The following is a 25730-nucleotide window of genomic DNA, read 5'->3' as shown; positions in this document are numbered from 1 at the left end:
AAATTTACTTTTGATAACAATTTGAAATAACTTATTGTGCCGATCTAACTTGCCATCAAAATGCTTGAAGCTACTTCACTTTTTAGTTCCTAGATTATCAAATGTTTTATCTAAAACATTCAACAGAAACTACAAACAGTTTACCTGATAGTATAATATAATCTGCCTTAGAATTTTTCTATTAAAAAAGGCAAGGATTTTTCCCCTTGCCTTTAATTATTTAAGTTGCTTATTAGCACTTTTTCTAAAAATAAACTGTTATAAACCTTCTGTTCACTGACAATTGGAATGTCTTCCTTTAAACGAAATAAAACAATTTATAAAAATCCTTATTCCCTGACTACCCCTTCGTAGCACCAGATGTTAGTCCTGAAATTAGATATCGTTGCAGGAACAAAAAGACAGTTGCGATAGGTATTGCAATTAGAACCGCCCCAGCAGCAAAACGAGTAAAGTTATTACCAAATTGTTCATTAATAAAATTAAATAAACCTAAGGCTAATGTATAATTTTCTGGACTTCGCAAAATGATACTTGGAAGAATAAAGTCCATAAATGGGGTCATAAAGTTAAAAAGAGCAACTACTGCTAAAATTGGTTTTGCTAATGGTAACATAATGGTAAAGAAAATCCTAAGATGCCCAGCTCCATCAATTTTCGCTGACTCATCTAATTCTTTAGGGATCGTGTCAAAATACCCTTTTACCAAGAAAACATTCATTGGAATTGCTCCACCTATATAAATCAAAATTAAACCAGTTAATGAATCTAGCAAGTTGACCATGTTTAAAAGAATGTATAAGGCAACCATCGCCATAAGTACTGGAAACATTTGTAATAGCAAGAAGGTGTATATACCATTCTTTCTTCCTATAAATTGATATCTTGAAAAAGCATATGCAATAAGAGAAACAATTACTACAGCGCTAATAGATGTAATTACTGCAACAATTAATGTATTTTTGTACCAAAGTAAATAGTCACTAGCGGGATTAAAAAAGAGCCACTGATAATGAACAAATGAAAAGTTTTCAGGAATCATAGAAGACCCGTATAAGCTTGTTCCTGGATTTAACGATAGACCGATTGTCCACATTAATGGATATAATATTACTACAAAGACGATCCCAATAAATGCATAAATTCCTGCTACTTGTAAATTGCTTTTGGTTTTTCTAGACATTTACATTTCCTCCTTGAAGGAACGCGTGCGTCGGAATTGATAAAATGCAAATGTAGCAATAACCAACCCGATAATGATTGAAATTGCAGCGGCCATATTGTAATTTTGAGTTTCAAAGGTTAAATTATAAACCCATGAAATCAAAATATCCGTACCACCAGCATTCTGTCCTCGCACAGCAGGTCCACCTTGATTAAAGAGATAAATTATATTAAAGTTATTAAAATTCCCCGCATACTGCATGATTAGTAATGGCGCTGTTGCAAACATTACATGAGGAAATGTTATGGTTCTAAATTTTTGCCAACTAGAAGCTCCATCCATATCCGCCGCTTCGTACCAATCCTTGGAAATACTTTGTAATATCCCCGTGAAGATAGCAAATACAAAAGGAAAACCTAACCAAACTTGTATACCTATAAGTGCCATTTTCGCCCAGAATGGATCCGTCATCCATGGAATAGCTTGGCCAAAAAGTGGTATTAGAATCTCACGATTGATTGCACCAAAGTCATTATTAAACAGTGCAGCGAAAATTAAAATAGTAACAAACCCTGGGACAGCCCATGGTAAAATCAATACAGTTCTTATAAATTTTTTAAACTTGATTCTTGGATCATTAACAAAAATTGCTAATATTAGAGCCAATGCAATTTGTAAGGTAGTAGCCACTAATGTCCAAATAATTGTCCAAGAGAGAACACTCAAAAATGTACTACGCCAAATTGGTACTGTCAGTAAAGAAGTAAAGTTATCAAACCCTACCCAATTCAATAAGTTTCTCGGTGGAGAATTATATAAGTTATAATCCGTAAAAGCTAAAAAGACCATGAATAGTAATGGAAATACAACAACAAATACTAATAAGAATAGTCCAGGACCTACAAGTAAATATGGAAAACTCTTATCCCAACCATCTTTAAAACCTTCTCTTAAACTATTAGGACGATAACCTTTCTGAAGTTGCACAGCATCTTTATACGCATCCATTAAATTTAATATATAAAAAGTCAATGCAAAACCTGTAATGATAAGTGAAATAATCCCTTGAGCGAGTAAGACACGCGAATCATCTAATCTAGGAACTTCACCAAGAGTAAAAAGGCCCCAATATCCTATATTTAAAAATTGATAAAAGGTCATTGTAAACGCGATAAATAACAGAAAAAAGATTGTTCCTTTCAAGAAACGACGGTTATACATTTGCCCTAATCCAGGAATGATTGATAACGTAGTTGCTACCGTTGGATTATGTTTTTCCTTATTCATATACTTACACCTGCCTTTGGCAATCTAAAGTGAAAGAATGCTTAATGCATTCTTTCACCGTACTCTCTAAAAAATTAGTTACTTCCATCTAAAAGTGAGATTTGTTCTTTTATGTTAGCTACAGCTTCTTCTAATACTTCCTTTGGATCTTCCCCTTGAGAAATGAACACTAATGCGTCACCCATTGGGTCCCAAACTTGGGCCATTTCAGGTATATTAGGCATTGGGACAGCATATTGTATCTGTTCTTGAATTCCTTGATATAGCTCATCGTCTACTGTTACATCCCCCCGTGCCGGAATGCGTTTAAGTTCATCGAACAGAAACTTAGAGTTTTCAGGATTGGACATAAATAATGCAAAATCTGTCGCCCAATATTTGTTTTCGCTATATTCTGAGATAGCCATTCCTTTTACTCCTAAAAACGATTGTAATTGATTGCCGTTAAATGTTGGGAGTGGGGCAATTGCTAAGTTATCACCTAAACCAGAACTAAAATCAGGGATTCCCCAAGGACCTGAAATAATAGCTCCTACTTTACCATCACGGAATAATCCATTCATAACATCGTAAGTAACACTTTTGGGAATATAATTACTTTCATGCCAAGAACGAATTAAATTTGCTCCCTCTACTACTTCATCAGATGCTAATCCAATATCACTCGTATCAAATCCACCTTCTTCATTCTCTCCAAAAACATATCCACCTGCTGCAGTTAAAAAAGGGAACATTGGATAAAAATCTGATGTGACATTTAAAAATCCATACTCATCTTTCTCAGTATTAGTTAAACTTGCTGCAATATTTGTAATATCTTCTATTGTCTTAGGAGCATCAGGGACAAGTTCTTTATTATAGAACAAACCAATTGTTTCAACTGATGAGGGGATTCCTAATAATTTACCGTCGTACGTAAACGCTTCTAGTGCAGACTCTTCATAACCGCTTCGTTGTTCTTCTGTTAATGTCAATTCCGATGCTACACCTTGTAAATATGAATCACCTATGCGGTCATGTGTTTCGTAATATAAATCAGGTCCTTTCCCTGCAGGTGCATCTAGGGATAGGTCCGCATTTTGAGCATCTATCACGTTCACCTTAATGCCTGTTTCTTCTGTATATCTATCTCCGATAACTTGAAATGTAGATATAACATCATCCCATGCCCAAAAAGTCAGTTCTTCTGGCTTGTCTGGAGCTTCGCCATTACTTGTTTCCTGTTCGATCTCCGTTGTGTCACGTTGCGGTCCGCAAGCTGTCAAAATTATTGATAGTACTAACATCACTACAAAACCATATGTTATTAATTTGGTCTTTAACATTTTATTTCCCCCTAAGTTGTTTTAAATTAGTGAGTACACACAAGCTTCATAAGGTCTAAACTTTAATTCTTTTGATAAACTACCTTTTTGCTTTTTATAATTTTTTAAAATAAGTGAAGACTCATCGTATTTTAGGTCATCTGGTAGCTCAACCGTAATTACCTTTTCGGTCATATTACAGATAATCAATGCCTTTTTGTCGTCTAAAATACGTAAATAAGCGAATATTTCAGGGTGATCAGGTAGTAATAACTGATAAGACCCGTAAACAAAAACTTCATTATCTTTTCTTAGTTTTATAAGATCTTTATAGAAATTTAAAATCGAATCCTCATCTTCCAATTGGTCTGCGACATTAATAGAAATATAATTTGGATTCATCTTTAACCATGTATTGCTCGTGGTAGAGAAACCAGAGTTTTTGTCCGCATTCCATTGCATTGGTGTCCGGGAATTATCTCGACATTGAGCCCAAATTATTTTCATTAAATCTTCGTGAGATTCACCTAGTTCACGTTTTTTATGATAAAAATTTAGCATTCCTACATCATTGTAATCTTCGATGCTCTTAAACTGGACATTTGTCATTCCAATTTCTTGTCCTTGATAGATAAAAGGAGTACCTTGCATTAAGAAGTAAGTTGTTGCAAGCATCTTTGCGCTTTCTTTCCAATAGCGTTCATCATCACCCCAGCATGAAACACTTCTAGGCAAATCATGATTTTCTAAAAATAAAGCATTCCATCCCTTTCCCTCTAGTCCAACTTGCCATTTACTTAATGCTTTTTTTAAGCCTAATAAATCTTTTGTATTTTCTTTCCCCTTATCCCATAACGCTACATGGTCAAACTGAAAGATCATATTAAAATAACCATTATCTTCTCCTACCCAAGAATCTGCATCTTTGACAGTTACACCACCAGCTTCACCAACAGTCATTACATCATAGTTTTTGACTGTCTTTTCTGAGAACTCACTTAAAAATTTCTCGATCCCTTTCACATTGGTGGTATATTTTGCAGCAGGTACAAAATCTAGCTTTTTTGGATTAGGCAAATCAGGGAATCCATGCTCTCTTTTAATATGTGAAATAGCATCAATACGGAAACCATCTATCCCCATATCCAGCCACCAATTCACTGTATCGTACAATGTCTGACGCACTTCTGGATTCTCCCAATTTAAATCAGGTTGTCGTTTAGAAAATAAGTGCATAAAGTATTCGTTAGTCTGTTTATCATATTCCCAAATCGAACCACTAAAAATTGACTCCCAGTTGTTAGGCGGTTTCCCATCTTCTCTCCCTTTTCGCCAAATATACCAATCACGTTTCGGGTTCTCTTTAGAAGATCGGGACTCAATAAACCAATCATGTTCATCACTAGTATGGTTTATTACTAAATCAATAATTAATTTCATATCGCGATCATGAACTTCTTCTAGCAATTGGTTAAAATCTTTCATCGTACCAAATTCATCCATAATATCTTGATAATCAGATATATCGTAACCATTATCATCGTTAGGCGACTTATACATTGGGCATATCCATATCACATCTACACCTAAACTTTTAATATAATCAAGTTTTTGAATCATTCCTTGCAGATCACCAATTCCGTCTCCATTACTATCTTTAAAACTTCTTGGATAGACCTGATAAGCTACACTTTCTTTCCACCATTTTTTCTGCATAAATATTACACTCCTGATTTTAAATAGTTTCATCTTCAGTTACAGGGATTAACTAAGTAATTAAGTTTTTAACCCTTTAAATTAAATTTGTTTTAGTTTTACGTAACCGGTTACGTAAAACTAAAAAAATAAAATTAACCCAATACACTAAAACCCTAACTCTCTTTATACTTTGAGTCAGTAAATGTTACGTAACCGGTTACGTATTTCTGAAAGAAAGACTATTGCGAGCGTACACTCTGTCTCTCAATAATTTGATGATCAAGGATGCAATTACTTACTTCTGTGTCCGAATTAATCATTTTAAACATCAGATTTGCAGCTTTTTCTGCCATTTCATTATGAGATAGAGAAACGGATGTCAGCGGTGGAGACATAAACTTACATAAACTTATATCGTCCATGCCAATAACGGATAATTTTTCAGGAACTTTAATACCTAAATTATAAGCTGCAGATAAGACACCCATACCAATTTCATCATTCTCTGTAAAAATAGCTGTAAGATCGGGTACTCGATTTAACAAATGTTTGAGGCCAGTTACTCCATCATCGATAGAAAACTTCCCATACTCAATATAACTTTCATTAAAAGGTATGTTGTAGTCAAAAAGAGCGCTTTTGAAACCCTCTACTCTGGGAATAAGGTTACCGGCAATCAATTCTTCTTTATTTCCACTAATCATCCCAATATCCTTATGACCTTTTTGTATTAAATACTTGGTCCCTGTGTACGCAGCTTCGTAGTCATTTGCTGTAATGTAAGGGACGGGAAATTCTGAATAAGCAGACAACAGAACAACTGGAACTCTCATCTTTACGATATAATCATAATACTCTTTTTTCAGTACTGTACTAGCTAAAATAAGACCATCGATTCGTTTTTCATGTAATAGTTGCAGATATTTCATAGTTTTGACACCATGCGACTCTGTGTGACATACGATAACGCTCGATCCTATCTTGTGTGCGACTGACTCAATTCCATTCAAAAATTCAGTAATTAAAGAACTTGTTAAGTTAGGGACTAATACACCAATAGTATCTGTTCTTTTATTAGTCAATCCTCTTGCTATCCCACTAGGATAGTAATCTAATTCTTGAATAATATTAAGTACTTTTCTTTTTGTCTTTTCTGAATAACCACCTTGGTCGTTCAATATCCTAGAAACTGTTGCTGTTGATACATTTGCTTTTTTGGCTACATCTTTGATTGTGTAGGTCATAATTATATCCTTCTTCCTAATTACGTAACCGGTTACGTTTATATTAACATAGAAGGTAAAGCCTTTCAATCTAAAATTTTTAAAAATTATTTTATCTATCCCCTCCATTTTAGTTTAAGTAAACATCTTCACTATCTAAACAATGAAAAGTTATAATTTTATTGAAACTATTACTTAAAGTGATATAATAAATAAAAAGATGACCCAAAGTCATTGACAAAATTAGACATTTTATATTATTAATAGAGGAAGGCAGCTGAGTAATTGTGCGAACATTTGGAAAACTCCTAAAAGAGGAACGTAAGAAGCGTAACCTCACTCAAGCTAAACTTGGAGAATTGTTGGGGGTCACTCAAGCTTCTATTGCATCTTATGAGCGTGATGAAAAAATTCCTCGTCCCAATCGCCTCAAAGAAATCTCATCGTTGTTTAACCTCTCACCAAATGCGCTTTTAGGCCACCATTCTTCAGCTCCAGAAATCAAAAAGATTCATGGGGTGATACGCGTGCCAGTCATTGGAAAAATTACAATCGATGATCCGATCGATTCAGAAGAGAACATTATTGAATACACCTATATTCCCGATGACGGCAAATATCGAGAAGGTGAAGTATTCATTCTAGAAGTCCAAGGTGATTCTATGGAAGGAAGAAGTCGAATTTGCAAAGGCGACCGCGTACTCGTTCAACGACAAGATGATGTGGAGTCCGGAGAAATTGCTGTTGTTGCTATTAAAGGAGAAGATGCAAGCCTAAGACGTGTCAGAAAAACAGAAACTGGAGATGTGTTTCTATATCCTGATAACGCCAAGTACGAACCTCTTTTGATTAAGGATAATAATGCCAAGATTTACGGAAAAGTTGTACAGGTTATTTTTGAACCACTATAAAATAACCTTGCTCTTTCTGTACTTGAAAGGAGGTGAGAAAAATAGCTACTTTTAAAAAGTACTCAGTAAAAAGCAATTCAAAGGGTTATAAGTGGATGTATCAGGTTGATTTAGGAATAGATCCAGCAACAGGTAAGAGACTACAAAAGTTAAAAAGAGGATTTGATACGAAAAAGGATGCGGAAGCCGACTGCGCGAAGTTGATCAACCAATTTAGTCGGGGCGCAATCGCTCCACCTAAAAAACTACTTTTACATGAGTTAATTGATAAGTGGATCTTAAGTAAAAAGAAGATACGTGATGTGACATTAACCAAATACCAACGACTACTAAAAAATCACATAGTTCCAGCTCTTGGGTATATTCAAGTTTCAAAGCTAACAGATGAACATTTAAACATCTTCTACGAACAACTAAAAACAGAAAAAGGTCTCTCTAGTACAACCATCAATGATGTTCATAAACTTTGTAAACAAATCCTTTCTTATGCAGTAAAAAAGAAATTTATCGTTGAGAATGTTGCTTCTATCGTAGAAGCACCTAGACTAAACAAAAAACAAATTCAGATATGGACATACGATGAATGTAGAAAGTTCCTTGATCACGTGAAAGAGCATCGGGAATATGTCGCTTTCCTCCTTGCTTTAACAACTGGTATGCGACAAAGTGAGATCTTAGCATTAACCTGGAAACATGTTTACTTTGAAAGAAACACAATTTCAGTCGACCAAACACTTGAGCGTGGAACAAGCGCACTCGACCCTAAAGTTAAATCAAAAAACAGTCAACATAGCATTCGTATTGATCATGAAACGATGCAAGAGTTAATCAAGCAAAAACGACGGATCACTAAAGAAAAAATGTTTTTAGGTGAAGAGTATAACGACTTTGACTTAGTTATTCCTACGTCAAAAGGGACACCTATTAACCAAAGAAACATCCTTCGAACATTTTACCGATATATGAAAAAAGCCGGAGTTAGACAAATTGATTTTCATGATATGCGTCATACACACGCATCCATGTTGCTTCAAAATGGAGCAAACCCGAAAGCTGTTTCTGAGAGACTTGGACATGATGTTCGAACACTCATGGAAACGTACGCTCACATCATGCCAAATATTCAAGAAGAAATTGCAGCAGACTTTGGCTCTACCTTCTATCAGAAAAAACCACACAAAAAACGAAACGCAAAATAATGTGATCAAATTGTGATCAAAACCCTCTTCTTTCAGTTTCCAACAACTAAAAACACGCCTCTCAAAACCTGAGAAGGCGCGTTATGACTAGCTTTTTAGGAAATGACCCGTACTGGGTTCGAACCAGTGACCTCCACCCTGTCAAGGTGGCGCTCTCCCAGCTGAGCTAACGGATCATGTTGTTAATAGTGTAGCGACATTTATTAATATACACGATGTATCTTTAACTGTCAATACAATTTCATCCAAAAAGAATAGTAATACATGCATTAAAAACAAATTCTCTCTTTTATAGTTTGCAACATTACTTAGCATAGATTTAGAAAAAAAGAGATATTTTCTGATCATATATTAAGGACATCAATGATAGCTCCTCCCTTCTCAATTTGAATCTTATCTATCAGTTCATAAATATAACTAAAGGGCATATTGATTATTCCAAATATGTATTTTCGTTATGACACTTGTTGTCTATATAATAAAGGTAGATAAAGAACGATCTAAAACGAGGAGGGAATATGATGACAAATTTCAGAACAATAGGTAATCTTCAAGTCAATCCAAATTTTTATGAATTCATTCTTTCCGAAGCTCTTCCAGGTAGCGGACTTACCGCCGAACAATTTTGGGCTGATTTTGAATCTCTAGTTCATGACTTAATCCCCGAAAATAAAGCACTATTATCGAAGCGAGAAGAACTACAAAAGGAAATAAGTAATTGGCATCAAGCAAATAAAAAAAACTTTGACTTTGGTAACTATAAGTTATTCTTGAAAGAGATTGGCTATCTTGAACCAGAAGTAGAAGAGTTTGAAATAACAACTCAAAGAGTAGACCATGAAATTACATCTCAAGCTGGTCCTCAGTTAGTCGTGCCAGTAAACAATGCTCGCTATGCTATTAATGCGGCCAATGCGCGTTGGGGCAGTTTATATGACGCTCTGTACGGAACGGATGCGATTAGTGAAGAAGGCGGAGCCCATCGGGGAGCAACATACAATGAGGTACGCGGACAGAAAGTTATTGAATATGCAAAGGAGTTTCTAGATCAAACGATCCGCCTAGAAAAGGGCTCACATAAAGAGGTTGAGAATTATACAATACATGATGGGCAGCTCACCGTTTCCCTTTCTACAGGAGAAACTACTAGCCTAGAAGATACTTCAAAGTTAGTCGGGTTTCAAGGGCCAGCTGATGCTCCATCTGCCATCTTATTTAAAAATAATGGCTTACATTTTGAAATTCAAATTGATTCTAGCCATCCAATTGGGCAAACGGATCTAGCCGGAGTAAAAGACGTCTTTATGGAAGCCGCCCTTACAACGATCATGGATTGTGAGGATTCCGTAGCCGCTGTAGATGCTAATGATAAAATTGAAGTGTATCGTAATTGGTTAGGGTTAATGAAAGGCAACTTAACGACTACTTTCATAAAAGGTACGAAGGCTATTACACGAAAGCTGAATGAAGATCGTGAATACATGTCACCTGCTAGTGAAGTATTTAAATTAAAAGGACGCTCCCTTATGTTCGTTCGAAATGTTGGACATTTAATGACAACTGACGCTGTACTCGACCAAACTCGAGAAGAAATTCCTGAGGGCATTTTAGATTGTGTCGTGACTAGCTTACTAGCTAAGCAAGAATTACTTGGCCGGGGCCAAATGAAAAATTCAGAAAAAGGATCTGTCTATATTGTTAAACCGAAAATGCATGGTTCAAAAGAGGTGGCATTTGTGAATCTACTCTTTACGCGCGTTGAAGATATGCTAGGTTTAGACCGAAACACGCTTAAAATTGGTGTGATGGATGAGGAACGACGTACTAGCTTGAACTTGAGAGCGTGTATTAGTCAAGTAAAAGAAAGAGTTGTCTTCATTAATACGGGCTTCTTAGACAGAACTGGTGATGAAATACATACGTCTATGGAAGTAGGTCCTATGGTTCGAAAAAATGAAATAAAATTGTCAACATGGCTACATGCTTATGAAACATCTAATGTAAACGTAGGTTTAGCTGCTGGCTTCAAGGGACGTGCTCAAATTGGTAAAGGAATGTGGGCTATGCCAGATTTGATGGCTGATATGTTACAGCAAAAGAGTGATCATTTAAAAGCAGGTGCAAACACGGCTTGGGTTCCTTCTCCCACTGCTGCTGTATTGCATGCATTGCATTATCATGAGATTGATCTACCGACTGTCCAAAACGAGTTAATGAAAAGCTCGAATGATTTAACAGATTCTATTTTGCAATTTCCAATTGCCGAAAATCCTGAATGGAGCTCTGAACACATTCAGCAAGAATTAGACAACAACGCTCAAGGAATTCTTGGGTATGTCGTTCGCTGGATTGATCAAGGGATCGGTTGCTCAAAAGTACCTGATATTAATAACGTAGCTTTAATGGAAGACCGAGCTACTCTTCGTATTTCCAGTCAGCATATGGCAAATTGGCTGCATCATGGTGTATGTACGAACGAGCAGGTGCTTGAAACTTTAAAACGGATGGCAAAAGTTGTTGATGAGCAAAATGTTTCGGACCCTAGCTATCGCCCAATGGCAACTGACTATGATCATTCAGTTGCATTCCAAGCTGCTATGGAACTAGTTTTTAAAGGCAAGGAACAGCCAAGTGGTTACACAGAACCAATCTTACATCGACGTCGCAAAGAAGCAAAAGCTATGATTCAAACACAAACCAACTAACGATCTATTGAACTAATAAACAATCCCCCTCAACTACAGAATCTCTATAGTAAGGGGGATTGTTAAGTTTGCAATTAATAGATCTATGATTGTTGTGAGACGTATATGATATAAAAAAACAAGATAGTTCAACCAAATAAATAATCATCTCTATCAAAAAGATGGTCTCTTATAGGTCATGCCAGTCTCTTCAGGTAAGAAAATTAGAACAAGTAAAAGAGTAGTCTGAGATAAGTTATTTAATGGCGCGCCTAGTAGGACTCGAACCTACAACGCAAGAACCGGAATCTTGAATGATATCCCTTTCACCATAGGCGCACAAATAACAAAGCGACATATTCTAATGTAACGTAAGAGAGAACAGATGTCAACCACCTTTCTCTCTTACAGTTGCTTACTATTTCGCTTCAGTAGCAGGTGTACCTTCTTCAAGCATTTGGTTAAAGCGTTCGCTAATATCCTCTTCCGTATAGCCAGCTTCGCCTAAACGTGAAGCGAGGTTCTTCGCCCATAACTGAAGACGTTGTGCCATTTTTGCATATTTCTTCGATTCAGAGCCCTTTGCAGAATTAGCACGTCCTTCTGCATTAGACATTACATTCTCAACAATAAATAGGCTTTTCCAAACCATTTCTTCATCTAATGAGTCTTGAACTTCACCTAATTCAGCAAGAACTTTACGATAATAGTCGCCAAATTCCTTAAAAGGAATTTCCTCTTCCATATTTAAATACACTTGAATTTGCTCATACAAAGCTTGCATTTGTTGCACACTCCTTATTTAACTTATAGTTTATTATACCATATATACCTTTCACGTCTAGATAATCAATTATTGTTCCTGAGCTTACCTGCAACATGAAAAGGGAAAAGATCAAAGGTTTTTACCTTCAAGCTTTTCCCATGAACTTAATCACCTATTCTTTGCAGTAATCATCAAATGCTTTCTCAAGCTTTTGTACAACTTGAATCGGTTCGTGCCCTTCAATTTCAAAACGTTCAACCATTGTTTTAATTTCGCCGTCTTTTAAAAGAGCAAATGAAGGTGACGATGGAGCATAACCTGTGAAGTACTCTCTCGCTCTTGCCGTAGCTTCCTTATCTTGACCTGCAAAAACAGTAACGAAGCGGTCTGGTTTTGTTTCGTAATTTTTCATGTACGCAGCTGCTGGACGAGCGATTCCTCCAGCACATCCACATACAGAGTTGATCATCACAAGGGTTGTTCCTTCTTTTTTCAATACTTCATCGACTTCTTCAGAAGTTTGTAATTGCTCATAACCTGCCTCAACCATTTCTTGTCGTGCAATGTTCACAACGTCATTCATATAAAAATTAAATTGCATTATCTCTCCACCTCTCAGGCATTCTTCTTTTTATTGTACCCTGTTTCCTTAAGAAATCCAATTAATATGCGTTGAAAAGTTAGTTCAAAAAGGTCAGGTCTTTGACCTTTTTTGAACTAACTCTAAGCGATGAATGGAGCCGATGCCGTACTTTAAACTTTCTAGGAGTGGGGTTCTCCTAGAAAGCGCGCAACGTGCAACTCCCCTCTTGTACATCCTCTATTTGCAGCAAAAAGCTTGTACATTATAAAAAAATAGTGACTGACTCCAAGATTCGTCCTACTAGTTCAAGTTAGAAGGATATCAATCGTTGGGGTCTGGTCATTTTTTCTTTATTCGTAACTAAAAAGTTTTCTTCGTGTCCCTATCCTCCTTCAACATTTCGACCGCTTCTCTAAAGCGTTGGGAATGCACAACCTCTCGCTCTCGTAAGAATTTTAACCCATCATTCAAATCAGGATCATCGGACATATTAATGATCCATTGATACGTTGCTCTCGCTTTCTCCTCAGCTGCAATATCTTCATATAAATCAGCAATTGGATCACTTTTCGCTTGAATATACGAAGCTGTCCATGGCACACCACTAGCATTTTGGTAAAACAGAGCTTCCCCATGGTTAACGTAGTGATCTCCGAGGCCAGCCTCTTTTAACATATCAGGTGTCGCATCTTTCGTTAATTTATAGATCATCGTTGCAATCATTTCTAAATGGGCAAACTCCTCCGTTCCGATATCGGTTAACAAACCAATCACTTTATCAGGTATCGTATAGCGTTGATTTAAATAGCGCAGAGCAGCTGCAAGCTCTCCGTCCGCACCACCGTATTGTTCTATCAAGTATTTAGCTAGCGTCGGATTACACGTACTTACTTTCACTGGATATTGAAGTTTTTTTTCATAAATCCACATATTAATCAATCCCCCCACTCTCTCACTTACAATTGCCAAGGCCACGGTGACTCATTCCAATTCCATGGATATCCACTATAACTGTTCCCATACTGCTGCAACGGACCGTAATATTGCTCAACTTGTTGTCTTAATTGGTGACGATATTGAGCTGTTTCATTAAATTGTTGAATAGCATTTGTATCATTTGGATGTGTATCTAGATAAAGGGTTAATTCAACCAATACAAAATCAACTGCCTGAAGTTGCTCCATCAATGGATAAAACTCTTTCGGAAGTTGTTTCTGACTCATTACCATCACTCCCTTCCGGACTTATACGGGTTTTCATATGGGGAATACAAAGCAGGCCACAATGTTCCACAGAATAAAGCTTCACGCGGTTGAAACTGCGGCAATCCATAGGGTTGATACCCGAGGTACAGATTAGGTGGGGTTTCATAGGATTTAACCTTTATAGGAGGACAAGGATCAAATGGACTTGCGTATGGGTAAAAATACTTTCTTTGGGTATGTTCATTCATGCTGCGCACCTCCACGTCTTAATCGCTACTCACATAACTAACTATATGCAGCATAGTGCTGATTCAGAAGACATCAAAAAGAAGGATCAAAAGGTAAGAGTCTACCTTTTGATCCTTCCTCAATGCACTGAGCAAGTGTCTAGAAAAGTCCACCATGAATGAAATACATACTAATTCACGATGGGCTACAACTTATTTGCAGTATGATCTTTTTTGGGACCCCTCGTTCTTACTGAAGAGCCGTTTGTAAAGCTTCAATATTTCTTCTCATTAAGCTAAAATAATCTTCACCATTTCCGACATCTTCTGCAACAAGTGCTTCAAGATTATGAAGGTATAGCGCTTCTGCACCTACTTCATCTTTCACGATGTCTGCTACTTTCGTTGGAATGTTTTGTTCAAACAGTACATATTCTAATTCATTTTCATTTGCCAATTGAATGATTTCTTGTAATTGGCGTTGAGATGGTTCATGTGTAGGGGAAATACCTGCAATAGCAATTTGGTGTAATCCGTATCTTTCTTCCCAATAACCATACCCTGCATGTGAAACAAGGAATGTATCCTTCTCAGCCCCGTCCACCATCGCTTGAAACTCTGAATCAATTGTTTCTAATTCTGTTTTTAGTTCTTCAAAATTAGCGGTAAAAAACTCTTCTTGTTCTGGCATCAAATCAATTAATATATCCTTAATGTTTTCTGCAAGAGTTATGGAATGTATTGGATCTAACCACACATGTGGATCCTCATCATGATCGTGATGATCATCTTGTTCATGCTTGTGGTCATCATCTTCTTCATGTCCTTGTTCTTCATGTCCTTGTTCTTCATGCTCATGCTCATGATCATGTTCTTCCTCGTGTGCATGGTCATCATGCTCATTCTCTTCCTCGTGCTCATGGCTATGTTCATCATCGTAGCCGATGAATTCAATTCCTTCTGATGCTTTTACAATGGCAACGCCTTCGTCCTCAAGTGTCTCAATAAGAGCATCAACAAACCCTTCAAGTCCAGCTCCGTTATAAATAAATGCATCGCCTTCTGCCACACTAATCATTTCGCGGGCAGTTGGTTCAAATGTATGAGCATCTGCACCAACTGGTACGAGATTGATTACATTCACTAAATCCCCACCAATTTTATTTGCAAAATCTTCAAGTGGAAAAATCGTTGTATATAACTCCAATGCCTCAACTTCTTCAGTAGGCTCTCCCTGTCCTGGTTGTTCTTCTTCTGTTTGCTCTGCACCACCACATGCTGCTAGAAATGAAGAAAAGATAAGGATAAAAGCAAACATACTTGATAACCTTTTCATAACAATCCCCTTTCGTAACGATTACGCTTTATCACAGTTATGAATTATATCGTAAGCCTTACGATTTGTAAACAATAAATAGACAAAGGTCCCTTGTTTTCTTCAGAACGTCCAAAAACTCTTTTCTATAAGTACTGCCTTCTAGCGAGCATTACCCATAACGTTAAAGACAATATGTTCAAAAAAATGCAACTTGTGTAATAGACCAGCCTCCTTACTTTACTAGTCATAACAAGTTAGTAGAATTAGTACTTTAGGAGACAGATCTAGCTAAGTTACTTTCTGATCAATTATTTAGGTTTAAGCGTTCTTTATATACATTGTTTAACCTTTCGTAATGGTCAAATATCTGTGGGATGAGCTGGCCTAATTGCACTTCATCACGCTTTTTGACAGCTACATTAAATGAATCATGCAATTCGCTATGGCGATCAAGCCAAGCTTTATCTATAGCTTCTCCATTCTCAAGTTCGCCTCTTTGTTTTGCTTCTTTTAATTTCTTCTGAAGTAAATCACGTTCAGACCTTATTTCTTTCCATTTTTCTAATTCATTTGGTGCAAATTTTTCAGCTAGTAATTCATAGTAAAAATCGAGATGAACTTTTAATTCTTTCGCTACTTCTTTCTCATGCTGACAGCACTCTTGATTGCCCTCTTCACCCGACACTTCTGCTTGAACAGGCGCCAATGACGTAACAACGATCGAAGCCACTAAGAGAATCTGTGCGAGAAGAAACAACTGGTGAAAACGTTTCATGAATTGGTCACCCTTTCCTTTCTGTTAGTATTAACGTAACCAACATGAACCAATTCATGTAAAATATTTAGAAAAACCTAGCCTTTGTCAAAATGATTGCCATATATTAAAGAGCTGCAATTTTTCATCAGTTAGTACCTCTGATATAAGGCTATTTTCACCAACTAACTCTCCCTACATTTTAAGATAAAACAAAAAGCTGTTGACGTAGTGTCGAACAGCTTTTGCAAGTTATATTTCTTAATAAATAGACGTCGTTTCAGCAGTCATATTTTCCAGTATTTCCTTTACCCGTGCAAGGAAACGTCCACAAACAAGACCGTCTAGAACGCGATGATCAAGCGATAAGCATAGATTGACCATGCTGCGAATTGCAATCATATCACCAGCATCACTTTCAATGACGACAGGACGCTTGACAATCGATTCAATCGAAAGAATAGCAGCTTGTGGATGATTAATAATTGGTGCAGAAAGAACCGAACCGAAAGAGCCAGTATTATTAACGGTAAACGTACCACCTTGCATGTCTGCTCCGCTTAGTTTTCCTGAACGGACTTTTCCGGCTAACTCTTGAACTTCACGCCCAATTCCCTTAATGGTCTTTTCATCAGCGTTTTTAATAACGGGAACATATAACGCATCTTCTGTTGCTACAGCAAGAGAGATATTAACATCTTTCTTTTGAATGATTTTTTCCCCTGCCCACATTGAATTTAGTTGCGGGAACTCTTTTAATGCTTCTACCGTTGCTTTAATGAAAAATGGAAGGTAGGTTAGGTTGAATCCTTCTTTTTCTTTAAAGCTTTGCTTTATTTGATTACGGTATTGCACTAGGTTTGTAACATCAACTTCAACCATCGTCCAAGCATGAGGTACCTCGTTTTTGCTTTTGACCATATTGGCAGCAATAGCTTTTCTTACTCCCGAAACAGGTATTTCAATATCACCTTGAGCTACCGAAATATCCATTTTCGGCATATCATCTAAAGGTTTAGCAATAGGCTGTGCCGTAGTTTGCTTCTCTTGCTTTTGTTTTCCGTTAGTCGGCTCTGATGGTGTAGTAGCAACTGGTCGTTTTCCACTATCAAGTAGACGTTGCAAGTCTTTTCGTGTGATCCGGCCGCCCTTTCCGGAACCAGTTACTTGTTCGAGATCAATGTCATGCTCTTGCGCCATGCGCAAAACAGCTGGTGAGTAACGACGCTTCTGCGTTTGATCCGCCTCCTGTTCAGGTGTTGAACTAGTCTTGGTATCTAGTTGTTGAATGTCTTTATGGTCGCTCGAATCACTTGACCCGCCTTCTACTTCTATCGTACAAATCACGACTCCCACTTCTACGGTTTCATCTTCTTGAACGAGAAGCTCTTTAATCGTTCCTGTGTAGGACGATGGAACTTCTGCATTTACTTTATCAGTCATTACTTCGGCAATCGGGTCGTACTTATTGACAAATTGACCTGGCCCGACAAGCCATTTGCTAATGGTTCCCTCTGTCACACTCTCTCCAAGTTGGGGCATCTTCATTTCTGTCGCCAATCGGTATCCCTCCTATCGCTTAAAATTCAGCTAGCTCACGCATTGCTTTTTCGACTTTTTCAGGATTGATCATAAAATATTTTTCCATCGTTGGTGCATACGGCATTGCTGGTATATCAGGACCTGCTAAGCGCTGAATAGGAGCATCTAAATCAAATAAGCAATATTCAGCGATGATCGCTGCTACCTCACTCATTATGCTTCCTTCTTTGTTAGCCTCTGTGACAAGAAGGACTTTCCCTGTTTTTGTAGCGGCTTCGATAATCGCTTCTTTATCAAGTGGATACACCGTGCGTAAGTCAAGAATATGTGCACTAATTCCATCTTTTTCAAGCCTTTCTGCTGCTTGCAAAGCAAAGTGAACAGATAAACCATATGTTATAACTGTTATATCTTTCCCAACTCGTTTGACATCGGCTTTTCCAATTGGAAGTGTGTAGTCCTCTTCAGGTACTTCTCCTTTAATGAGGCGATACGCACGTTTATGTTCAAAAAACAAAACAGGATCTGGATCGCGAATCGCTGCTTTCAATAAGCCTTTTACATCATAAGGAGTTGAAGGCATCACAATTTTCAATCCCGGTACATTCGCAAAGATCGCTTCAACTGATTGAGAGTGATAAAGCGCACCATGCACTCCTCCCCCGTATGGAGCGCGAATCGTAATTGGGCAACTCCAATCATTATTAGAGCGATAGCGGATTTTAGCTGCTTCAGAAATAATTTGATTAATAGCTGGCATAATAAAATCAGCGAATTGCATCTCAGCAACTGGTTTCATTCCGTACATAGCAGCACCGATCCCGACACCAGCAATGGCCGATTCAGCAAGTGGTGTATCAATGACCCGCTCTTCACCAAATTGTTCATAAAGCCCATTTGTTGCTCGGAATACACCACCACGAGCCCCGACATCTTCTCCAAGAACAAACACGTTCTCATCTCGTTCCATTTCCTCTTTTAACGCTTGCGTTACAGCTTCAATATATGAAATGACAGCCATCGTACTTCTCCTCCTCTCTATTCCTCTTTATAAACGTACTTCATTGCACTTTCAGGGTCTGCATATGGTGCTTGTTCTGCATAGTCAGTCGCTTCATCAATAATCGTTGCCATCTCTTTTTCCAATTCTGCAGAAATCTCATCTGTTAAGATACCTATTTCTTTTAAGTAATCAGCAAATGTAAAAATAGCATCTAGTTTTTTCGCTTCCTCCACCTCTTCACGTGAACGATAAGCACGATCATCGTCATCACTGGAGTGTGGTGTTAACCGGTAAGATACGGTTTCTATTAACGAAGGGCCTTCTCCTTTTCGTGCTCGATCCACTGCTGTTTTCACTGCTTCATAGACAGCAAGAGGATCATTGCCATCAACAGTAACCCCAGGCATTCCATATCCTATCGCACGATCTGATACTTTTTCACAAGCAAGCTGTTTTTCAATCGGAACTGAAATCGCATATTTGTTATTTTCGCACATGAAAATAACAGGTAGCTTATGAACCCCTGCAAAGTTAGCACCCTCATGAAAATCTCCTTGATTGGAAGACCCTTCACCAAACGTAGTAAACGTGACAATGTCCTTTCCTTGCATTTTACCACCAAGAGCAATTCCAACCGCATGAGGAACTTGAGTCGTAACAGGAGAAGAACCCGTTACAATCCTATTTTTCTTTTGTCCAAAATGACCAGGCATTTGCCGCCCTCCTGAGTTTGGATCCTCGGCCTTCGCAAACCCTGATAACATTAAGTCTTGAGCAGTCATTCCAAACGTTAAAACGACTCCCATATCCCGGTAGTAAGGCAATATATAATCCTTGTTTCTATCAAGTGCAAACGCAGCTCCAACTTGAGCCGCCTCCTGACCTTGACACGAAATAACGAACGGAATTTTCCCTGCTCGATTCAAAAGCCACATGCGCTCATCTATTCTTCTTGCAAGTAACATCGTTTTATACATTTCAAGTACTGTTTCGTCAGATAGGCCTAATGCATGGTGTCGATTTTCAGTCATCTTTCTTCCTCCTTCAAGAACTATTTAAGAATGGATTGCAAGACCATCTATAGCTAAGGCTGCCTCGCCAATAACCTCAGATAATGTAGGATGCGGATGGATCATTTCAGCTATTTCAAAATGCGCTGCATCAACAACTTTGGCTAATGCCGCTTCAGAAATAAGATCAGTCACATGAGGTCCAATCATATGAACACCTAATACATCATCATTGTCTTTATTCGCAATGATTTTGACAAACCCATCCGATTGCCCATAAACAAGAGCTTTCCCAATCGCCTTAAACGGAAAGGTTCCCACTTTCACACTGAAACCTTGTTCAATTGCTTGCTTTTCTGTTAGACCCACGCTTGCGATTTCTGGTGAGCTATAAATACACTTTGCAACTGTATCGTAATTAATTGGGGCTGATTTCTTACCAGTTAGATGATCAACGGCCACAATGCCTTCATGAGATGCAACATGGGCAAGCTGTAACCCACCAATGACGTCACCAATCGCGTAGATGTTCGATTCTTTCGTTTGATTGTATTCATTCACGGTAATCGCACCATTGTCGACTTGAATATCCGTATTATCAAGGCCAATATCAGATACATTTGGACTACGACCAACCGAAAGCAATAATTGATCCGCTTGATACGTTTCTTCTTGACCGTTTAGCTCAGCACAAATCGTAACGCCTTGATCTTTCGCCAACGTTTCTGGTAACACTTTCGCACTTGTCACGATTTTGATGCCTTTATTCCTTAAAATTCTTGCAGCTTCTTTTGCTATATCAGCATCTTCTGTTGGGAGAATCTGCTCACTGTATTCAATGACCGTGACGTCTACACCAAAATCATTCAGCATAGACGCCCATTCCACTCCGATAACCCCTCCACCTACAATGATGATAGAGGATGGTAATACTTCTAAGTCAAGGGCATGATCTGAATATAATATGTACTTTCCATCAGCTTCTAGGCCTGGCAATCCCCGAGAAGAAGAGCCTGTTGCGATGATAACATTTTTCGGAATAAGCATCGTGTTTTCTTGACCATCCGACCGCTCAATGGATATCGTTCCAGGTGTCGGTGAAAAAATCGATGGACCGAGTATTCGGCCTTTCCCTTCAAAAACATCAATTTTTCCCTTTTTCATTAAATGTTGAACACCACGATACAATTGCTCGACAATAGACTCTTTTCTTTTTTGAACTTTCGCGAAATCAAGTTTAACATCACTTGTACTCACACCAAACTCATCCGATCGTTTCGCAGTCGCCAACACTTCAGCACTCCGAAGCAGTGCTTTACTAGGTATGCACCCTTTGTGTAAACATGTTCCCCCAAGTTTTTCTTTTTCGACAACAGCTACTTTTAATCCATGTTGCGCAGCACGTATCGCTGCAACATAGCCTCCTGTACCTGCTCCTAAAATAACAAGATCGTATTCTTCAGCCATACAATCGATCCCTCCTTGCTCCTTATGTAAGTGGTGGTAATAAACGACTTTTATTTGTACAACTTACTTTATGAATTTTGGCACTGCCTTCTCTCACTAATATCGTATAGGAGAAAACCAGTAATAGACAGCTTAGACCCTCGAAACCGCTGCAAAGTTTTTCCGATCTTCCCGTCACTATTTCCGTTCTTTGCTCTTTGTTTTCCGGTCATTTTTTGTCCTTCGAGTTTGTATAAAAAGGTAAAAACCGACCTTTTTATACAAACTCTCTAGCGGCGGCGAGATAGGATGTGTTGTCCGTTTTGTAAGAATTGACGTCTTGATCGTCTCATGCGTTCAATTCGTTCTTCTGCCATACGATCTGCCGCTTTAAATGTCGGGATTTGGTCTCGCTTCGATATATCTATCACTTTTTCAATGTTTTGATAAATCCCTTCTACTTTCTTTAACGCACGTTCACTATTGTATCCATTTAATTCGTCGGCAACGTTAATAACGCCTCCTGCATTAATAACATAATCAGGTGCATAGACAATACCTATTTCGTGAATTAAGCTACCGTGGCGTTCTTCTTTTAATTGGTTGTTTGCAGCACCCGCAATCACTTTTGCTTTGAACTGCGGAATCGTTTTATCATTTATGATCGCACCCAAAGCACATGGTGCAAATATATCACATTCCACTCCATAAATATCATTTACGTCTACAGCCTTTGCATTAAAGTCCGCAACCGCACGTTGGACAGATTCCTTATTGATATCTGTAACGATTAAAGACGCTCCTTCTTGATGAAGATGTTTACATAAGTTATAAGCAACATTGCCCACTCCTTGAACGGCAATCGTCTTTCCAGCTAAATCATCGGTACCAAAAGCTTCTTTTGCAGCAGCTTTCATACCAACGTAAACTCCATAAGCTGTTATGGGAGATGGATTTCCAGATGATCCAAAAGCAGGCGAAATTCCTGTTACATAATCAGTTTCTTCATAAATCGTATCCATATCTTGAACAGTCGTTCCGACATCTTCTGCTGTAATATAACGCCCGTTTAAGCCTTGAATGTACCTGCCAAAGGCGCGAAACATTTCCTCATTTTTATCTTTACGTGGATCACCAATAATAACGGTTTTTCCTCCACCAAGGTTCAATCCAGCCGCAGCGTTTTTATACGTCATTCCTTTTGCTAACCGTAATGCATCCTCAAATGCATCTTCCTCTGTGTCATACATCCACATTCTGGTTCCACCAAGAGCCGGACCAAGCGTCGTATCATGAATGGCAATAATCGCCTTCAATCCTGATAATTTATCTTGGCAGACAACGACTTGTTCATAATCGTAATTTTCCATATATGAAAATAATTCCATTTTGTTGCCTCCTTGAATATGTCATCTCGTTTTGAGATGAGCCCCTTGCCTTCTTACTGCAAGTTCCATGCCATTTGAAAGACTCAGATTGCTACAGAACTTTTTCAAGAGAAATTCAACTTATCCTCTTACTCATTTTTTATTAGAGACAGCGTTCTGGCAGAAGACTTAGTTTCTCTTGCATGCTATCATAACCCGCTTTCATCTGACATAACTGAAGGTCAACGCTTTTTTGTTGTTACATAGCTATGAATCGGGTAGGAAAAGGTTTTTTAAAAAGTTAGAAAGAAACTTAGAAAGAATCTTTACTAGTCTTCACAAAACGATTACATTCCAAAATTAAACGTGCAACTTTTTTCATTATCATGCAAACATCTGCATGCTAGATTATGCAATATTGTATTTTTCCAATTTATAATAAAGTGAACGAATAGAAATTCCGAGCGCTTTTGCTGCCTTCGTACGACTTCCTTGGCATTTGTCTAACGTTTGTACAATAACGTTCTTTTCATATTCATTTACTACCTTTTGGAGGTCACCTTCTACCTCTATGCTCTGATTACTTTGAACAAGTAAACCTGGTGCGACAGTCACAGGATGAAGAGTTGGTAAGTGATGTCGCTCAACACTTTGACTAGACGGCTCCATGTAAATCATTGTCCGAGCTAGAACATTTTCTAGCTCTCGGACATTTCCCGGCCAATGATAAGACGTTAAGTTATTTATCGCCTCTTTGGAAATCGATTGAACATATCTTCCATAATCTCTGTTTAATTTCATTAAAAGATGTCCAGCCAGCTGACTGAGATCATTCATTCTCTCACGTAAAGGAGGGATGTAGATAGGGAACTTGTCTAGACGATAATAAAGGTCTTCACGAAAACGATTCTCGGCAATTGCCTTTTCTAAATTTACATTTGTCGCTGCAATAATCCGAACATCAATTGAGATTGGCTTCGTTCCTCCAACTCTTACAATTTCTTGTTCCTGTAAAACTCTGAGTAGCTTCGCTTGCATCGCACTGGATATTTCACCTATTTCATCAAGAAAAATACTCCCATTATCTGCTTCTTCAAACAGCCCGCGCTTTCCTCCACGTTTCGCCCCAGAAAAAGCACCTTCTTCGTATCCAAACAATTCACTTTCAAGTAGTTGTTCTGATAACGCTGCACAATTTACTCGAACAAATGAATGATGACTCCTCTTACTTTCGTTATGTATAGCATGTGCAAATAGCTCTTTTCCTGTCCCTGATTCGCCTCTTAACAAAATCGTTGCCGGAGTGGAAGCTGCTAATTTTGCTTGGTCAATCGCTACTTTCATCTCATCTGAGGTCCCAACAATTTCGTTAAACGAATATTTCGCTTCAAGCGTTTGGATTCTCTTCTTCGCTTTTTCGAGTTGGGTATGTAATGTTTTTAATTCTGATACATCATGGATAACCCCTACACTTCCACGCTTTGCACCTTCTACAATAATCGGTGCGACGTTTACAATCACATCTCTATTATTGGGCCCGACCTTTAACGTAACACCTCGAACCGCCTTACCTGTATCGAGAACTTGTAAATGCATGCTTTCTCCTTCTGAAATGTCAGCTGTGGCAGGATGACCGATTACGTTCTCTGGCTGCAAACCCGTTAGCCTCGTATAAGCAGGATTTATCATCAAGCCAATACCCTTTTCATCTACCACAGAGATCGCATCATTTGAAGAATGAATGATCGCCTCGAGCATTGTCTGAATGTTTTTCAGGTTTATTACTTGATCCGACATCTCAACAATGTCTGTTATATCTTTAAAAACAGCTAGAGCACCAATACAACGACCTTCTTCAAACATCGGTACTCTTGTTGTAATAACATTTGTTCCGTTTTCTAATTGCTGTTTACGATGGTGCTCTGCCTCTTGAGTTCTCATAACTCGAGGCAACCCACTCGATCGAAAGACATCTTTTATTAGACGTCCAATTGCAGAAACAGCAGTCGTTCCCGAAATCCGTTCAGCAGCTTTATTAAAAATCAACACATGCTCGTTCGTATCAATAGCAATCATGCCATCATGTGTAGAATTTAAAATCGTTTCCTGTATCGACATTTGTTCATTTAAACGTTGAATAAGCTGATCTTTTTCTTTCATTAACGAGTAGAAAAGTCTGGCAAGTTGAGACGAAACAATCATCGTCTTCGGATCGAGCGTTGTTCGTAGTTCGATTAAAACACTCGGTATTCCCGTTACCTCAAAAACATAATCAATCTGAGTGTGGCAGATCAGTTTCCAATCGGTACCCGTCTGAATGTGATGTTTTTTCGCCTCTACTATACCCGGGGCTGACGTTTGAATATCAAACATGGCTACGACTTGAATGTGTTCAATATTCATGAGCATCTGTAACAGGGCTGTCCCACCTTGACCAGCACCAATAATAATGGCTCGCTTCATCTACATCCCCCTTTTTATGACTTGGTCTTAACTTCTACTATCAATTTTCCTCCTTTTACTATTACGCAAATGACACAAAAATGCAACTACTAAGATGTACACAGTAAAGAATTTTAGATAAAATAGAGTTAGATGAAATTGATACAATAATCATCCTTGAAGCAATTAGAATCATGCTTATAGTCGTTCGTGTTGGTTCTTGCAACCACAGCCTATAAGGGAGAGCATGCAAAGCCATTGAAGTCGCTGTTTGAACACGAACATAAAGTTTACAAAGAAAGAGGAATGTTAGATGGGACGTTTTCTTGCGCTAATGATATTAATCATACCAGGGTTATTTGCTGGCTATGGAATAAAATTAATGAGGGATACTTTTTTTCAGCTTCACAATTTCCCTTATCCAAATTTATCGCTACAATTCCTAGTAGGTTTGATAGCCTTTATAGCTGGGTTAAGCTTTATTGGGGGTTTTATCTTTTATCGCGATCGAAAGAATGGCAAAATTGCCCCTAGGTTTCAAAAACCCAAATGACAAATACGCCGTTTCAGAGAGGGACTCAAAAGGTAAAAAGCAA

General features: G+C 38.1%; 22 protein-coding genes and 2 tRNA genes. 4 read left to right on the top strand and 20 right to left on the bottom strand.

What is annotated here, in order from left to right; all coding sequences use genetic code 11:
• Positions 1 to 340: 340 nt before the first annotated feature.
• The 5 genes from SAZ04_RS13485 to SAZ04_RS13465 form a co-directional block, all read right to left on the bottom strand.
• Positions 341 to 1183 (bottom strand): sugar ABC transporter permease, encoded by an 843-nt coding sequence (locus SAZ04_RS13485; protein ID WP_332695953.1) that lies wholly within the window; start codon positions 1181 to 1183, stop codon positions 341 to 343.
• Positions 1184 to 2452 carry a sugar ABC transporter permease gene (locus SAZ04_RS13480; protein ID WP_332695951.1) on the bottom strand — a complete coding sequence of 423 codons (1269 nt, stop codon included), beginning with the start codon at positions 2450 to 2452 and terminating at the stop codon, positions 1184 to 1186.
• Positions 2453 to 2526: 74 nt separating this feature from the next.
• Positions 2527 to 3777 carry a sugar ABC transporter substrate-binding protein gene (locus SAZ04_RS13475; protein WP_332695949.1) on the bottom strand — a complete coding sequence of 417 codons (1251 nt, stop codon included), beginning with the start codon at positions 3775 to 3777 and terminating at the stop codon, positions 2527 to 2529.
• Positions 3778 to 3798: 21 nt separating this feature from the next.
• The gene (locus SAZ04_RS13470; RefSeq protein WP_332695947.1) at positions 3799 to 5472 is read right to left on the bottom strand and encodes a glycoside hydrolase family 13 protein; all 1674 of its coding nucleotides are present in this window, start codon (positions 5470 to 5472) and stop codon (positions 3799 to 3801) included.
• Positions 5473 to 5693: 221 nt separating this feature from the next.
• Entirely contained in the window at positions 5694 to 6698 is a 1005-nt protein-coding gene (locus tag SAZ04_RS13465) for a LacI family DNA-binding transcriptional regulator (protein WP_332695945.1), read from the bottom strand.
• A gap of 266 nt (positions 6699 to 6964) precedes the next feature.
• Between SAZ04_RS13465 and SAZ04_RS13460 the strand changes: the two genes are divergently transcribed.
• Positions 6965 to 7588, top strand: a complete 624-nt coding sequence (locus SAZ04_RS13460; RefSeq protein ID WP_332695943.1) for a LexA family protein — start codon at positions 6965 to 6967, stop codon at positions 7586 to 7588.
• 32 nt (positions 7589 to 7620) lie between these two features.
• Positions 7621 to 8787, top strand: a complete 1167-nt coding sequence (locus SAZ04_RS13455; protein ID WP_488803347.1) for a site-specific integrase — start codon at positions 7621 to 7623, stop codon at positions 8785 to 8787.
• A 103-nt stretch (positions 8788 to 8890) separates the two neighbouring features.
• On the opposite strand, the gene SAZ04_RS13450 is transcribed toward SAZ04_RS13455, so the two are convergent.
• Positions 8891 to 8963, bottom strand: a tRNA-Val gene (locus tag SAZ04_RS13450).
• A 345-nt stretch (positions 8964 to 9308) separates the two neighbouring features.
• On the opposite strand from SAZ04_RS13450, the gene SAZ04_RS13445 reads away from it, so the two are divergent.
• Complete coding sequence (locus tag SAZ04_RS13445) at positions 9309 to 11492, top strand: malate synthase G (protein WP_332696022.1); 2184 nt, start codon at positions 9309 to 9311, stop codon at positions 11490 to 11492.
• Between the two features lie 243 nt (positions 11493 to 11735).
• On the opposite strand, the gene SAZ04_RS13440 is transcribed toward SAZ04_RS13445, so the two are convergent.
• The 14 genes from SAZ04_RS13440 to SAZ04_RS13375 all read right to left on the bottom strand — a co-directional run bounded on the left by SAZ04_RS13440 (position 11736) and on the right by SAZ04_RS13375 (position 25155).
• Positions 11736 to 11810: transfer RNA gene (locus SAZ04_RS13440), tRNA-Arg, on the bottom strand.
• A gap of 79 nt (positions 11811 to 11889) precedes the next feature.
• Positions 11890 to 12255, bottom strand: coding sequence for a hypothetical protein (locus SAZ04_RS13435; protein WP_332695939.1), 366 nt, complete (start codon positions 12253 to 12255; stop codon positions 11890 to 11892).
• A gap of 154 nt (positions 12256 to 12409) precedes the next feature.
• Positions 12410 to 12838: a BrxA/BrxB family bacilliredoxin gene (locus tag SAZ04_RS13430; RefSeq protein WP_332695937.1), complete on the bottom strand. Its 429-nt coding sequence runs from the start codon at positions 12836 to 12838 to the stop codon at positions 12410 to 12412.
• Between the two features lie 342 nt (positions 12839 to 13180).
• The gene (locus SAZ04_RS13425; protein WP_332695935.1) at positions 13181 to 13750 is read right to left on the bottom strand and encodes a manganese catalase family protein; all 570 of its coding nucleotides are present in this window, start codon (positions 13748 to 13750) and stop codon (positions 13181 to 13183) included.
• 26 nt (positions 13751 to 13776) lie between these two features.
• Positions 13777 to 14043 (bottom strand): spore coat protein CotJB, encoded by a 267-nt coding sequence (locus SAZ04_RS13420; protein WP_332695933.1) that lies wholly within the window; start codon positions 14041 to 14043, stop codon positions 13777 to 13779.
• A 5-nt stretch (positions 14044 to 14048) separates the two neighbouring features.
• Positions 14049 to 14273, bottom strand: coding sequence for a spore coat associated protein CotJA (locus SAZ04_RS13415; RefSeq protein WP_332695931.1), 225 nt, complete (start codon positions 14271 to 14273; stop codon positions 14049 to 14051).
• A 229-nt stretch (positions 14274 to 14502) separates the two neighbouring features.
• Positions 14503 to 15588, bottom strand: coding sequence for a metal ABC transporter solute-binding protein, Zn/Mn family (locus tag SAZ04_RS13410; protein ID WP_332695929.1), 1086 nt, complete (start codon positions 15586 to 15588; stop codon positions 14503 to 14505).
• 286 nt (positions 15589 to 15874) lie between these two features.
• Positions 15875 to 16345, bottom strand: coding sequence for a hypothetical protein (locus SAZ04_RS13405; RefSeq protein ID WP_332695927.1), 471 nt, complete (start codon positions 16343 to 16345; stop codon positions 15875 to 15877).
• 240 nt (positions 16346 to 16585) lie between these two features.
• Complete coding sequence (locus tag SAZ04_RS13400) at positions 16586 to 17884, bottom strand: dihydrolipoamide acetyltransferase family protein (protein ID WP_332695925.1); 1299 nt, start codon at positions 17882 to 17884, stop codon at positions 16586 to 16588.
• A 19-nt stretch (positions 17885 to 17903) separates the two neighbouring features.
• A complete protein-coding gene (locus SAZ04_RS13395; RefSeq protein WP_332695923.1) occupies positions 17904 to 18887 on the bottom strand; it encodes an alpha-ketoacid dehydrogenase subunit beta in 984 nt (327 codons plus the stop codon).
• Between the two features lie 17 nt (positions 18888 to 18904).
• Entirely contained in the window at positions 18905 to 19900 is a 996-nt protein-coding gene (locus tag SAZ04_RS13390) for a thiamine pyrophosphate-dependent dehydrogenase E1 component subunit alpha (protein WP_332695920.1), read from the bottom strand.
• Positions 19901 to 19924: 24 nt separating this feature from the next.
• Entirely contained in the window at positions 19925 to 21346 is a 1422-nt protein-coding gene (gene lpdA / locus SAZ04_RS13385) for a dihydrolipoyl dehydrogenase (protein WP_332695918.1), read from the bottom strand.
• A 269-nt stretch (positions 21347 to 21615) separates the two neighbouring features.
• Complete coding sequence (gene bcd, locus SAZ04_RS13380) at positions 21616 to 22713, bottom strand: branched-chain amino acid dehydrogenase (protein WP_332695916.1); 1098 nt, start codon at positions 22711 to 22713, stop codon at positions 21616 to 21618.
• Between the two features lie 387 nt (positions 22714 to 23100).
• Positions 23101 to 25155, bottom strand: coding sequence for a sigma-54-dependent Fis family transcriptional regulator (locus SAZ04_RS13375; RefSeq protein ID WP_332695914.1), 2055 nt, complete (start codon positions 25153 to 25155; stop codon positions 23101 to 23103).
• A gap of 292 nt (positions 25156 to 25447) precedes the next feature.
• On the opposite strand from SAZ04_RS13375, the gene SAZ04_RS13370 reads away from it, so the two are divergent.
• On the top strand, positions 25448 to 25687 hold the full coding sequence (locus tag SAZ04_RS13370) for a DUF2627 domain-containing protein (protein WP_332695912.1): 240 nt from the start codon (positions 25448 to 25450) through the stop codon (positions 25685 to 25687).
• Positions 25688 to 25730 lie beyond the last annotated feature (43 nt).

The organism is Halalkalibacter lacteus, assembly GCF_036663595.1.
Taxonomy (GTDB): domain Bacteria; phylum Bacillota; class Bacilli; order Bacillales; family Bacillaceae_D; genus Halalkalibacter; species Halalkalibacter lacteus.
Note: the sequence above shows the minus strand (reverse complement) of the source record. Positions and strands in the feature narration are given on the sequence as shown.